This is a genomic window from bacterium, assembly GCA_019912885.1.
GTDB lineage: Bacteria > Lernaellota > Lernaellaia > JACKCT01 > JACKCT01 > JAIOHV01.
In genome coordinates, this window is record JAIOHV010000149.1 from 69,269 (window position 1) to 82,290 (window position 13,022).

At 62.4% G+C, this 13,022-nt stretch carries 11 protein-coding genes; 7 read left to right on the forward strand and 4 right to left on the reverse strand.

Annotation, left to right across the window (positions count from 1 at the left end):
- Positions 1-8 precede the first annotated feature (8 nt).
- A complete protein-coding gene (locus K8I61_12835; GenBank protein MBZ0272917.1) occupies positions 9-1,091 on the forward strand; it encodes a formylglycine-generating enzyme family protein in 1,083 nt (360 codons plus the stop codon).
- Positions 1,092-1,156: 65 nt separating this feature from the next.
- Here the strand turns inward: K8I61_12835 and K8I61_12840 are convergent, their stop codons facing one another.
- Positions 1,157-1,915: a hypothetical protein gene (locus tag K8I61_12840; protein ID MBZ0272918.1), complete on the reverse strand. Its 759-nt coding sequence runs from the start codon at positions 1,913-1,915 to the stop codon at positions 1,157-1,159.
- Between the two features lie 251 nt (positions 1,916-2,166).
- On the opposite strand from K8I61_12840, the gene aroF reads away from it, so the two are divergent.
- The 3 genes from aroF to K8I61_12855 are packed head-to-tail and all read left to right on the forward strand — an operon-like array spanning position 2,167 to position 5,442.
- On the forward strand, positions 2,167-3,204 hold the full coding sequence (gene aroF, locus K8I61_12845; protein ID MBZ0272919.1) for a 3-deoxy-7-phosphoheptulonate synthase: 1,038 nt from the start codon (positions 2,167-2,169) through the stop codon (positions 3,202-3,204).
- Complete coding sequence (locus K8I61_12850; protein MBZ0272920.1) at positions 3,194-4,084, forward strand: prephenate dehydrogenase/arogenate dehydrogenase family protein; 891 nt, start codon at positions 3,194-3,196, stop codon at positions 4,082-4,084. Before aroF ends, K8I61_12850 begins: the two co-directional genes overlap by 11 nt.
- A gap of 17 nt (positions 4,085-4,101) precedes the next feature.
- Positions 4,102-5,442, forward strand: a complete 1,341-nt coding sequence (locus K8I61_12855) for a YihY family inner membrane protein (GenBank protein ID MBZ0272921.1) — start codon at positions 4,102-4,104, stop codon at positions 5,440-5,442.
- Here the strand turns inward: K8I61_12855 and K8I61_12860 are convergent.
- A complete protein-coding gene (locus tag K8I61_12860) occupies positions 5,439-6,581 on the reverse strand; it encodes an N-acetylmuramoyl-L-alanine amidase (GenBank protein MBZ0272922.1) in 1,143 nt (380 codons plus the stop codon). The two genes, K8I61_12855 and K8I61_12860, sit on opposite strands and share 4 nt — an antisense overlap.
- Positions 6,578-6,763, reverse strand: a complete 186-nt coding sequence (locus tag K8I61_12865) for a type II toxin-antitoxin system HicB family antitoxin (protein ID MBZ0272923.1) — start codon at positions 6,761-6,763, stop codon at positions 6,578-6,580. Before K8I61_12865 ends, K8I61_12860 begins: the two co-directional genes overlap by 4 nt.
- 192 nt (positions 6,764-6,955) lie before the next feature.
- Here K8I61_12865 and lnt point away from each other — a divergent pair, with 192 nt between their 5' ends.
- The gene (lnt, locus tag K8I61_12870; GenBank protein ID MBZ0272924.1) at positions 6,956-8,563 is read left to right on the forward strand and encodes an apolipoprotein N-acyltransferase; all 1,608 of its coding nucleotides are present in this window, start codon (positions 6,956-6,958) and stop codon (positions 8,561-8,563) included.
- A protein-coding gene (gene prfB, locus K8I61_12875) for a peptide chain release factor 2 (GenBank protein MBZ0272925.1) occupies positions 8,564-9,716 on the forward strand; the annotation gives its coding sequence in 2 pieces (ribosomal slippage) (positions 8,564-8,632 and positions 8,634-9,716; 1,152 coding nt in all).
- A gap of 23 nt (positions 9,717-9,739) precedes the next feature.
- Here prfB and K8I61_12880 read toward each other — a convergent pair.
- Entirely contained in the window at positions 9,740-11,464 is a 1,725-nt protein-coding gene (locus tag K8I61_12880; protein ID MBZ0272926.1) for a hypothetical protein, read from the reverse strand.
- A 354-nt stretch (positions 11,465-11,818) separates the two neighbouring features.
- Here K8I61_12880 and K8I61_12885 point away from each other — a divergent pair, with 354 nt between their 5' ends.
- On the forward strand, positions 11,819-13,018 hold the full coding sequence (locus K8I61_12885) for an endonuclease/exonuclease/phosphatase family protein (protein ID MBZ0272927.1): 1,200 nt from the start codon (positions 11,819-11,821) through the stop codon (positions 13,016-13,018).
- Positions 13,019-13,022 lie beyond the last annotated feature (4 nt).

The window sequence follows — 13,022 nt, forward strand, 5'->3', positions numbered from 1 at the left end:
AGGAGCCCATGCGTGTTAATCGGCTGTCGATGTTGGCGCTATGCGTAGCCTTGTTTGCTTGCTCGCTGGGCTGCGGTTGCGGATGCGGCGATGACGACGACGATTCCTCCGGCGATGACGCGGACGACGACGCAGGCGACGACGATTCGGGCGATGACGATGACAATGCGGGCGATGACGACGACGCGACGGATGACGATGCGGACGACGACGCTACGCCGGTATTTACATCAATCCCCTCCGGTTCGTTCACCATGGGAAGCCCCGTTTCCGAAGCGGGACGATACGACAACGAGACGCAACACACCGTGACGCTGACGCGGGGATTCGAGATCGCCGTTCACGAAACGACGCAGGACGAATACGCGGCGCTGATGACCTGGAATCCGAGCAAGTTCGGTCCCGAATGGCCGTACGACGAATATCCGGAATGCGGGGGCGATTGTCCGGTCGAAAACGTGAGCTGGTTCGATGCCCTGTCTTACGCGAACGAGCTTTCGGAGCAGGCCGGTTACGATCCGTGTTTTCTCATCGGCGAAATCGCGTGCGCGGATGGTTCGCTCGTCGGCTCAAACGCCGCAAGTTGCCGCAACCAGGTTCAGCGTGGCATCGCTGACGCGCAGGTCACTCTGCACGCAGTGACGTCGGTCTACGATTGCGAAGGCTATCGCCTGCCGACGGAGGCCGAGTGGGAGTACGCGGCGCGGGCGGGCGCCCTTTCGGCCTATCACGACGGCACGGACAGCGACGGAACGCACCTTCTATGCGAGACGCCGTTCCCCCTGACGGATATCGCCTGGTATTGCGCGAACGGGAACGACACGACGCACCCCGTCGCGAGCAACACGCCTAACGCCTGGGGGCTGTTCGACACGAGTGGCAACGTCTTTGAATGGACGTGGGACTGGTTCGGCGACTACCCCGGTTCGGTGATCGATCCGGAAGGCGGATGGCCCGCAAACGACAGGGTCAGCCGCGGAGGTCATTTCGGCGCGGATGCCGCGGCCGTACGTTCCGCGTATCGCGGTGGCATCGGTCCAGGGGCGCAGGATCGTTTTCAGGGATTTCGTCTCGTTCGAACCGAGCCCTGATCGCGTCGTTCAAGGCCGGCGTCACGCGTCGATCACGGGGTCAACGCGCGTTCATCGAGCGCGTGTCAATATTTCTTGTCGAAGAAAATTTTCCCGGTCTCGCGATCCCCGAGGATCAGCCGCGGCTGCGAGCCCACGAGAATATTCGTCTCCACCGTCTTCCAGAATCGTTCGTTACCCTTGATGACAAACGACTTGTATTGGACGGACTTGAGATCCACAACCTTGAAGAAAACATAGAGCCGAACATTTTCGCGGTTCCGCTCGATGGACAGTCCGTCCTCCTCGCTTGCCGGGATGACGATGTACTCTTGAACGACGCCCGGCTCCTGGGCGTCGATTTGCGTGTAAGGCCGCGTGTAGAACGGGATCGAATCGAACAGGATGCCGTTGACCGTGTGCGGCGCGCCGACGAGCATCTGCGCGCGGTTGATGTTCTCGCGCACGACGAAAACGAAGCCCTGCTGACCGATGTCGTAGTTCGGGACGTCGAGTTCGAAATAATAGGTCGCGTCCTTCGCTTCGTCGCGAACCGCCTTCAGCTCCCTGAGCTTTTGCTGATACTCGTCGGATTTCATGTAGAACTTCCGCTCAAGCGGCGTCATCGCCGAGGTTTTCAAACCGTAGTACGCGATGGCGTCCAGGTCGAAGATCGGCATCAGTTTTGACGGATCGGTTCCCCGGCTCGTCGTAAGCAATTCCCGGAGCTCCGATTCGCCCTCGGCAAAGGATACGGGCGCGAACGCCATGACGGCCGTCGCGATGAGGACCGCGATGCATACGAGCGCGCTTCGCCGACATTCCGTTGTTCGGTTCGGGATCATGAGGATGTCCTTTCGATTCTTTTATCGGACGTCAGCGTAGCACGAAGAACGGGCGAATCGCCAACGAAATGAACGCTGCGAATCAACCCATTGGGCGAACAAGCTTGATCCGGAGCGTTTGACTCCCATATCTTTCGCGCGACCGGGGCCGTCCCTGCCGCCGACGCTTGTCCGCCCGCGCGTGTCTGCTACGATCTATCAGCGCGGCGCGATCAAGCGCGCGCGACGGGAAAAATATGGGAGTGACGTCCATGGTCATCGTGATGGATCGCTTCGCCACCGAAGAGCAAATCGAGGCGATTACGGAGAAGGTCCACAGGCTCGGGCTCGACGTGCACCGATCCGACGGCGTCGAGCAGACCGTTCTCGGTATCGTCGGGCAGGGCGGAAGCCTTTCGCGCGAGGACTTTCTTGTCATGGACGGGGTCGCGGACGTCGTCCGTATCTCCTCGCCCTATAAACTGACGAGCCGCACGTTTCAGAAGGATAACACCATCGTCGATGTCGGCGGCGTGCCGATCGGCGGCGAAGAGGTCGTCGTCATGGCCGGCCCGTGCTCGGTGGAGTCCGAGGAGCAGATCGAGACGATCGCCCGCGCGGTTGCCGCGGCCGGCGCGCGCATCCTGCGAGGCGGTGCCTTCAAGCCGCGCAGCTCGCCGTATTCCTTCCAGGGCCTCGGCGAGGACGGACTGCGTTTCATGCGCCAGTCCGCGGACCGGCACGGCCTGAAAGTGGTTAGCGAGGTGATGGCCGCGGAGCAGATTCCGCTTCTTCTCGAATACGTGGACATGCTTCAGGTCGGTGCGCGGAACATGCAGAATTTTTCGCTGCTCACCGAACTCGGCAAGGCGCGCGTTCCGGTGCTTCTCAAGCGCGGCCTCTCCGCGACGATCGAGGAATGGCTGATGTCCGCGGAGTATCTTATGGCCGGCGGCAACGCCGGCGTCGTGCTGTGCGAGCGCGGCATCCGCTCGTTCGACTCGCAGACGCGCAACATCCTCGACCTCTCGTCGATTCCCGTCGTCAAGCGGCTCTCGCACCTGCCGATCGTCGCGGACCCCAGCCACGGCACCGGTATCCGCGATTACGTCGCACCGCTCGCGCGCGCGTCCGTCGCGGTGGGCGCCGATGGCCTGATGGTCGAGGTGCACAACGATCCGGACAACGCGCTCTCCGACGGCCCGCAATCCCTGTATCCGGATCAGTTCCGCACGCTGATGCGCCGTTGCCGCATCATCGCGACGACGCTCGGCCGGCGCGTGACGCCGGAAAGGGACGATGGCGTTTAACACCGTCGCCATCGCGGGGCTCGGGCTTGTCGGCGGTTCCGTCGCGCTCGCGCTGCGCCAAGCGGCGCCGAACACCCGCATCCTCGGTTTCGATCTTCCCGCCCGACTCTCGCTTCTGCAAAACGCCCACGTCGCCGACGAGGTGGATGCCGTCGAGCATTTGCCCGAAAGGGCCGGCGACGCCGACCTTGTCTTCGTCGCCGTGCCGGCGGAGCACGTCGCGGAAGTCGTCGGCGCGCTTTCCGGCCGCGTGAAGGATCGCGCGATCGTCACGGACGTGGCGGGCGTGAAATCCGCGATTTGCGAGGCCGGCGGGCGCGCGCTCGGGCCGAAGATCTTCATCGGCGGCCATCCGATGGCGGGCGCCGAGGGGCAGGGCGTGCGTCGCGCGGATCCGCTCCTTTTTCGCGGGCGGCCCTGGCTATTATGCCCGCTTGCGGGTGTGAACCCCGAAAGCCTGCTCGATCTCATGGCGCTCGTCGAAAAATTCGGCGCGAAGCCCATGACGCTCGATCCGCCCGATCACGATCGACTGGTCGCGCTTGTGAGCCATTTGCCGCAACTTGTCGCGACCACACTGATGGCGGTTGTCGAGCGCGCGGGCCCGGATCGCGAAAACGCGCTGAAAATCGCCGGCCCGGCGTTTCGCGAGATCACGCGCGTGGCGGCCTCGGACTACTCGCAGTGGGAAGGAATATTGCGCCTGAACCGCGCGCCGATCTCCAAGGCGCTGGACGAACTCGAGGCCGCGCTGTCGGAATTGCGCAAGCGCCTGGCGGATGATGATCTTGCCCCGATGTGGCGCGAGGCCTCGGGGCGGCGGCGCAAGATGGTCGACCAGGGCTTCCGGCCGGCGACGCGCGCGCCGCGCGGCGAATAAAACGCGAGGAGGAAAACGTGTCGATCTCCGACCGGCTCTACGACATCGATCTTGACGCGGCGTCGCCCGTTCGTCGGCGCGTGGTGTTGATCGGGCAGGGGCTTGTCGAGGTCGGCCGCGAATTCAACAAGGACAACGTCGTCATCCGCGCGTCGGGCCTTGCGTACACGACGTTGCTGGCGCTCGTTCCTCTTTTGACCATCGTGTTTTCGATGTTCACCGCGTTTGCCGCGTTTCAGGACATTCGCGAAAACCTCCAGGCGACGCTGTTCAGCTATTTCATGCCCGCGCAAAGCGACCAGATCATGGAGTACATGAACAGCTTCATGTCGAACACGACGACGCTGACGCTGTTCGGCACGATCGGTCTCCTTGTCACGACGATCATGCTGTTTCAGAACATCGAAAAAACGATCAACGCGCTCTGGCACGTGACGGACACGCGCAGCCTCGTGCAACGATTCATCGTCTTTACGGCGGTGCTCGTGTGGGGAACCGCCTTTATCGGCGCCGGATTTTACATGACCGGCAAGATCCGCGCGTCGCTGCACCTGGACGTGGCCGGTCAGATCGGGTTTTTCGGCGTGACGTTCGCCTCTCTCGCGCCGCTCCTGCTTTCCGTTTTCGCGTTCGCGATGTTCATGATCGTCGTTCCTTCCGTGAAGGTGCGTTTCAGGAGCGCGCTCGTCGGCGGCGTGACGGGCGCGGCGCTCTGGGAGATCGCCAAGGGATTTTTCGCCAACTGGGCCACCGGCGCGGTGAACTATTCCGTCATCTACGGATCGCTCGCCCTGATTCCGATCTTCCTGATTTGGCTCTACCTCACCTGGATCATCGTGCTGTTCGCGACGGAAGTGACCTACGTGCATCAGAATTTCAATGCGCTGATGCGGCGGCGAGAACAAAAGGATTGCTCGCTGCGCGAGCGGATCTATTACGCCCTGCGAACCTACCTTTTCATCGCGGCGCGGTTCAAACGCGGTGACGGTCCGGCGTCCATTGACGAAATCCAGGAAGACGTACCGGTGGCGGTCGAGGTTCTGCACGACACGCTCGACAAGTTCGTCGCCGCGAAGATCATCGCGCCGGTCGAGCATCCGGCGGGCTCGTATCTGCCCGCGCGCGATCTGGCCGACGTGCGCGTGCACGATGTGATCGCCGCGGTTTACACCCCCGAGGGCGAGGAGGAATCGATCGACGGCGACGGCGAACTTGGCGCACGCGAGTCGATCGAACTCATGCGCCGATTCGAGGCGGCGGGCTTCGGCGCGGTCGGCGAAGTCTCCATCGCGCGCGCCATCGAGGACGCTCGCGGCGCGAGCGCGTCAAACCCGCCCCCCGCGGGGACCCGCGCCTAGTTCGACAAAGTCTCGTCGTAATAAACGATCGCGTGGAAGAGCGCGTTGGCGATCTCGTCCTGCACGGCGGGATTGGCGAGTGCCGCGGCCTCGTACGGATTGCTGACGAAACCGACCTCGACAAGAATCGCGGGAATCTTCGACCCCACCAGAACGAAAAACGGCGCCTGTTTCACGCCGCGATTCGGTAGACGCAGCGTCTGCACCATGCGCCGCTGCACCGCGGCCGCGAGCTTTTCCGAAGCCTTCATGTTTTCGGCCGATACGAGGTCGATGAGGATGCGTTTCAGATCGTCGCCCTCGGCCAGCGCGGCAAACGGTGACGTGGGATCGAGCGACGCGACGCGGTTTTCCTCCGCGGCGATGCGCGCGGCCTGACGATCCGTTGCCTCGAACGCGAGGAAATACGTCTCGAGCCCCGTCGCGGCGCGGTTGGTCGATCCATTGGCGTGGATGCACAGGAACAGTTCGGCGCCGGCGCGGTTGCCGATCGCGGTCCGTTCGCCGAGGGGGATGAAAACGTCCGTTTCGCGCGTCATGACGACATCGATTTCAAAATCCTCGACGAGGCGATCGCGCACCTTTTTCGCGATCGCGAGGTTGATGTCCTTTTCGTTGATCCCCGTCGGCGAGCGCGCGCCGGTGTCGTGCCCGCCATGACCGGCATCGACGACAACGCGCCGGATGTTGCGCGCCTGAAAAAGATTCGCGGCAAGATCCGGCACCGGCGTCGGGCGGATCGACGCGAGCGTCAGCGGCTTGCCCAAAAGCTCCGGCAATGCGCGCTCGATTAGTTCCGTCGGCGCGAAGAGCGTCCCGTTGATGTAGCGCGGCGGCGTTTGCATGCGATACGTGCGCGTTCCGGCGAGCACGAACGGCGTCCCCGGCGCGACGACAAGAAAGGCGTCGGCAAGGCGGGCGGTGAGTTTCTCGTTGCGGGCCTGCCAGTCAAACGACAGTTCCAGCGCGTTCAATAACTCCGGCACCGAAACGTACGTCGTGCCGTCAAGCGCGTGCACGTCGGCAAGCGTCACCGCCTCGCCGCCGTCGATCGAAAGGCGCGCGCCGGCGTGGGCGATCGGTGGATTGAAGCCTGGAGCGGCAATCGCCACAAGAAAGGCAAAAACGAATTTTTTCATTCCACTGGTGCGGATTCTCCGTCTTTCGCGAGACTACCCAAATAGCAGCGAATGGCATCTTGCGCCATCTCGCGCGCCTCATCCAAGGAATCGCCTTCCGTGACGCAGCCTGGTAGCGCCGGCACCGTGACGGTGTATCCGCCTTCCTCGGCGGGTTCAAAAACGACGCTATATGAAAGAATCTTTTCAACCACCTGCTTGGCTCCGTATGGATGCTGAATCGAATACGAGTCCGCGCGCGAATCCACCGCAGTATCGGAAACGGGAAGGCGGACAGCAAGGAGGGAGCCGGCAACTCCGCGCAATCCTCGATCCTCCCCCCTTCGTTGTGTTTCGAAGTTCCGTTGATATAATCCGCGCCGATTTTTCGCCCCATGAAAAAACTTTCTCCCGAATCGATCGACGCGATCAAAAAGAGCTGGCCGGCCGCGCTTGGCGGATTGGCCTATTTGCTCGCGTTTCCGACGTTCAATCTCTGGCCGCTCGCGTTTATCGCCATCGCGCCGACCATCGGTCTCGTGGACCGCGCGGCGACGAACAAGCGGGCGTTCTGGTTCGCCTTCGTCGGCGGATTCGTCGCGAACGCCGGCAAGCTCTACTGGCTCGTCTACACGATCAACCATTACGGCCACTTCCCGCTGCCTGCCGCGCTGCTTGTCTTCGGGCTGTTATGCGCGACACTTGGCTCGTTCTGGGGCGGCGCGTTTGTCGCGGGCCGCTTTCTGGTCCGATCCGGCAACGTGCCACGCTTCGCCGCGTATGCCCTGGCGTGGATGTTCCACGAGTGGTGGCTGACCTGGTTCCTGACGGGTTTTCCATGGGAGCTGCTCGGCCACGTTTTCATCGCCGCGCTCCCGTTCGCACAGATCGCGGACGTTTTCGGCGGTATCGCGCTTTCGTTCCCCGTCATCTTCGGAAACGCGCTCGCCTACGAAATCTGGCGCGCGTGGAAAGGCGAGCGTGCCTGGCCGATCGCCCAGGCGGGCGTGCTTGCCGCCATGCTGGCGATCATGGCGGGATACGGCTTTTGGCGCATGCCGCAAATCGATCGCCTGATGGCCAAGGGCGACGTCATTCGCGTCGGCATGTTGCAGGGCAACACGGACCAGAACGCGAAATGGAACGCCGACTATCGCAACGACATCCTGCGCACCTATCGCGTGCAGGCCACGCAGGTCGTGAGCGAGGGTGCGGACCTCGTGCTGATGCCGGAAACGGCGCTTCCGAACTGGCAGGAGCAGGGCCGCCGCTTCCGAAGCCCCCTGAGGCGCTTTCTCAAGGACCTCGATACGCACCTGCTTCTCGCGGTGCCGACGCGCGTGGAGAATCCGGAGGACCGCGACTGGCCGTACAAATACAACTCGACGGTCCTTGTCGGTCCGGACGGCGAGATCGCCAGCGATTGGTACAACAAACACCGGCTCGTGCCATTCGGCGAGTACCTACCGCTGAAAAAGCTGTCCGTTCCGCTTGTGAAGTGGCTTCGTTCGTGGAAGGCGCTCGCGGGGCTCCGGCTGTCCGCCGGGTTTTACAAGGGTGAGGAATACATCGTCTTTCCACATCCGAAGGGGCGCTTTGGCCTTGCCATCTGCTACGAGATCATCTACCCGGGCATCGTCCGCACCATCGCCGGGATGGACACCGCGTTCATGGCGACGATCACGAACGACGCGTGGTTCGGCGATACGACCGCGCCGCACCAGCATTGGGCGCAGGTGCAAATGCGCGCCATCGAGACGCGCCGCTGGTTCGCGCGCTCGGCGAATACGGGCATCTCCGGCATCGTGGACGCTAACGGCCGCACCATTTCGCAGACCCCGACCTACGTCGCCACGACGCACATCGGCGAGGTGACGACGATGGACACGATTTCGCCGTATTTGCGGATCGGGGACGCGTTCCTGTATCTTTGCGTGGCGATATTTTTCGCGCTGTTCGTCAAGACCTTACTGGGCTCGCGCCGAGCCCCCCGGAGCGCATAAATGGAATACGAAACCCGCGAACGCCTGGACGACCTGACCCGCCGCATCGAAGACATCCGGGGGTATCTTTGACGTCGCGGCGCTGACCCGCGAGTTGGAGGACATCGACAAGCGAACGCTCGTCGAAGGGTTCTGGCAAGACGTAACGACCGCCAACCAGGTCATGAAACGCAAAAAGGAAGTCGAAGGTTCGCTCAAGCGCGCCGAGACGCTTGTCGCGAAGCTCGACGACGTGCGCACCGCATTCGAACTCATCGAGGAGGCGCCCGACCGCGAATTGGCCAGGGAAGCCGAGTCGAGCCTGAACGCGCTTGAGACCGCGGTCACCGACGCCGAGATCGCCATGCTCTTCGACGAGCCGGCCGACAGCTCGGATGCGATCTGTGAAATCAACGCGGGCGCCGGCGGCACCGAGGCGCAGGATTGGGCGTCGATGCTCCTTCGCATGTACACGCGCTGGGCGGAGCAGCGCGGGTTCGCGGTCGAGATGTTCGACACGCAGCCCGGCGAAGAGGCCGGCATCAAATCGGCCACGTTCAACATTCGCGGTCCGAACGCCTACGGTTTGCTGAAAGCGGAGGCGGGCGTGCATCGCCTGGTGCGTATCAGCCCGTTTGACGCCAACGCGCGCCGTCACACGAGCTTCGCGAGCTTTTTCGTCTTCCCCGATATCGAGGAAGACATCGACATCGAGATCGAGGACAAGGACCTTCGGATCGACACGTTCCGCGCGTCGGGCGCGGGCGGCCAGCACGTCAACAAGACCTCGTCGGCCATCCGCATCACGCACTTCCCGACGGGCATCGTCGTGCAGTGCCAGAACGAACGCAGCCAGCACAAGAACAAGGCGTTCGCGATGAAGGTGCTGAAAGCGCGCCTGTATCAACTCGAGGAGCAGAAGCGCCAGGCGGAGCGCGCCAAACTTGCGTCCGACAAGATGGAGATTGGCTTTGGCAGCCAGATTCGCTCGTACGTGCTGCAACCGTATCGCCTGGCCAAGGACCACCGCACCAACCGCGAAATCGGCGACGTGACAAGCGTACTCGACGGACGGCTCGACGAGTTCATCTACGAATATCTGATGTCGCGCAAGAAGGGCTCATCGACGCCCGCGCCTCCGACGAAAAACGGGGCGGAAGCACGCCCCTCGTAAGCTTCATATTCGTCGTGGCGCCGTTAGCAAGCCCCACTTGATTGCGGCACCAGGATGAGCGCGTCGCCGCTGTTCATCCACACGGTCGCCGGCGCGGCGGAAGCGTCGCCGTTAGCATCAAGCGCGCACCAACCGCTTCCGACGCTGTAATCCACGCCGCCGCGCTGGCCGTCCATGCGCACGACCACCTCGGCGGTCGTGCCGTGCAGGCCCTCGAAGCGCCGGCGGAAGATGCCGTCGTGCTGCTCCCACGCCGGGCCGGCCGGTTCGCCGATATTCTTTTCGAAGATCCCGAACCACACCGAGTCCTTCAGCGGCTCGTACGGATTCCACGCGGGTTTGATGACGAATACATCGCGGCCGTTGCGGAACATGTAATACGCGGCGAGATAAAACATCAGCTCGTCAGCGTCCGGGTTCGAACTGCCGCCGTTATAGAACGTCTCGAGCGCGAGGAAGCTGCCCTCGGCCGCGAGCTTCTCCGACGTGTCGATGATTGAACGCATGCGATCCGGCGTGTTGAGATTACCCCAGTCCGGGTGATGCAACGCCGACTCGCACCACGGGCCGACGTCCTTGCTCGCCAGGTCCGCGACCATATCGACCGAGCCGTCCCACGAGCAATACGCGCCGCTGTTGAAGACGAAGCGCGCCTCGGAGTGCGTCTTTTGGACTTCGAATCGGATGTGGGCCATCAGGTCGCGCACGCCGCCAAGCCACCAGTCGTTCATCTTGTCCCAGTTCGCCTCGACATCGTTTGGGATCTCCAGGACGTCATTCGGCGTCAGGAAGTTCGGCAGGTAATAGCTGTCCTCTTCCTCGATCGGGCCGCCGATGTTGTCGTAGCCGACACCGCCGAAGCCTTCGACCTCCACGGCGCGTTTTGCGCGCCACGCGTTGTAATCCTTGCCGCAGCCGCTGGTGATGTCGATGAGCCAGACGTATTCGTCCCAGACGAGCGTCTTGATGCGCGCGTCCGTCATGGTCGCGGCGCTGCCCTGGTAACCCTTTTGCCAGAGCTCCACCCAGCATCCGTGTGCGTGCCAGCGCGCCTCGATCAGGCCGTCGTTTTTCGCATGGAGAAAACAGCTCTCGCCGTCTCCGTGCTGCGGGTAGGCGTTTAGAAATTCGCCGAACTCCGCCACGCGCGCGTCGAACGTCTGGTCCTTCTCGCCGATGATGGGATCGGCGCAGCTTCCGCTGCTCTCGTTCGTAAGGAACAAATGCGCGAGGTCCCACTTGAGCCAGGACCCCTGGGGATTCGCGTTACGCAGCGCTTCCCAGGCCATCTCGGTGCCTTCGTCGTTGTAATTGATGATGGCCAGATCGACGTTCTCGGCCGCCCAGGCGGTGTCTTCCTGGAAGATTTCGCCTTCGTAGCCGCCGAGGTCGTAGTAGTAGTGGAAATGCACGATGCCGTAGTTCAGGGCGTCGGCGTTTTCCTCCCAGGGCGGAATCACGTCGTCATCGTCGTCGCCGAAATCGTCGTCATCCGGGACATCGTCGTCATCGCCGCTGTCGTCGTCATCGCCGGCATCGTCATCGTTTCCCTGCGAAGCGTCATCGTCTCCGGAGGTGGTGTCGTCATCCGCGGGGGAATCGTGGCCGGGGTCAACGCCGGCGGAATCGTTTCCCGATCCGTCGGAGCCCCGTGACGCGGACGATTCCTCTCCGGAAAAGCAGCTGGTTGTTGCGAGGAGAAAAACGGCAAGAAGCGCGACGGGGACGAACAAGGACAGGCGTTGCATGGGCTTCCTTCGTGCCGGGATCAAACACCGCGCGTCGCTCGCGGCCCTGCGCCCGCAGGTTGGGATTCCAATCTATTCTAATTAGCGATTCTCGCCCCGAAGGGCAAACAAGCCAACATAGCATAAATCGACATCGCGCGCGAAATATTTAGCGGAATTCGGCGAATTTGCGTTAGCAGGGGGGCATATTTATGCCGCGATCGCAGTACGAGTCCTTTTCGAAACGTTATACCGGGCCGCCGAATCGTACATTCCTACCGGGATGATACTTTCTCCCGCCGGCCGGATCGGCTGCGATTGCGCGCCTTCGGCGGCGCGCCTATATTCAGGTTCGCCACAAAATGGAGTTCGGTTATGCACAGGCCGGCCGGTTTTGCCGTCGTTTTTCTGCTCCTGGCGTTCGTGACGACGGCGTTCACCGCCGGCTGCACTTGCGGCGATGACGACGATGACGGCAGTGGATCGCCGCCCGACGACGACGCTCTCAATGACGATGCGACGGATGACGATACGGGCGATGACGATTCCCTGGACGACGATTCGATGGACGACGATGCGGCTGACGACGACACGGTGGACGACGACGCCGGGGATGACGATTCCCTGGACGACGACATGACGGACGACGATACGGCTGACGACGATTCGGCTGACGATGACATCGCCGATGACGATACGGGCGACGACGACACCCTGGATGACGACACGGCGGACGACGATACCGGCGACGACGACACGTCGGACGACGATACCGGCGACGACGACATCGCCGACACGACAATCACGATCATGACGATGAACCTGCAGACGCCGTTTCTGAACTTCGCCGATCCCGACGATCGCCTGCAAATGGTCGCCGATGTCATCAATGACCGGCAGCCGGATTTCGTCGGCGTGCAGGAAGCCGCGGAACTTTTATTCGTGCCGAACCGGGCGCCGGAACTCGCGGCGCTCACCGGCTACGACTACATTTATAAGGAAACGCACAACTTCCCGCTGCTGTTCAAGGAAGGCATCGCGATCTTTTCGCGCTGGCCGATCCTTTGGGATCAGGACCAATGGCTGCCGCACCCGGAATTCCTGACGGTTCTGCGCCGCGCCGTCCTCGGCGTTCGCGCCGACACGCCCTGGGGCGAGATGTATTTTTACGACTCGCATTTCACGATCGATGACCGCGACGTCATCAAGGCCGATCAGGCGCTGACCGCGTTCGAATTCATCGAGCAATACCCGTCGCCGATCCCGTCGTTTTTCGCCGGCGATCTCAATTGCGAGCCCGACCGCCTGGCGATGGAATTCCTGCGCGGCGAGACGATTTATCAGGGGCGGTACGGCAACTTCGTCGATGCGTGGCTCGAACTGTATCCGCATGACGTGGGCTACACCTATCCCGCGGACGACCCGGAAAAGCGCATCGATTACGTGTACGCGATTCCGGGCAATCTCGGCGAAGCCGTTGCGATGGAATGCGAACACGTACTCGACGCGCCCGACGCGGGGCTATGGGCTTCCGACCACATCGGCGTGATCTGCGAATTCGAGTGGGCGCCGTAGGCTT

Excerpts from the sequence above, each read along its gene's own strand:
- K8I61_12835 (MBZ0272917.1), top strand. The coding sequence starts at position 9 with ATGCGTGTTAATCGGCTGTCGATGTTGGCGCTATGCGTAGCCTTGTTT.
- K8I61_12840 (MBZ0272918.1), bottom strand. The coding sequence starts at position 1,915 with ATGATCCCGAACCGAACAACGGAATGTCGGCGAAGCGCGCTCGTATGC.
- aroF (MBZ0272919.1), top strand. The coding sequence starts at position 2,167 with ATGGTCATCGTGATGGATCGCTTCGCCACCGAAGAGCAAATCGAGGCG.
- K8I61_12850 (MBZ0272920.1), top strand. The coding sequence starts at position 3,194 with ATGGCGTTTAACACCGTCGCCATCGCGGGGCTCGGGCTTGTCGGCGGT.
- K8I61_12860 (MBZ0272922.1), bottom strand. The coding sequence starts at position 6,581 with ATGAAAAAATTCGTTTTTGCCTTTCTTGTGGCGATTGCCGCTCCAGGC.
- lnt (MBZ0272924.1), top strand. The coding sequence starts at position 6,956 with ATGAAAAAACTTTCTCCCGAATCGATCGACGCGATCAAAAAGAGCTGG.
- K8I61_12880 (MBZ0272926.1), bottom strand. The coding sequence starts at position 11,464 with ATGCAACGCCTGTCCTTGTTCGTCCCCGTCGCGCTTCTTGCCGTTTTT.
- K8I61_12885 (MBZ0272927.1), top strand. The coding sequence starts at position 11,819 with ATGCACAGGCCGGCCGGTTTTGCCGTCGTTTTTCTGCTCCTGGCGTTC.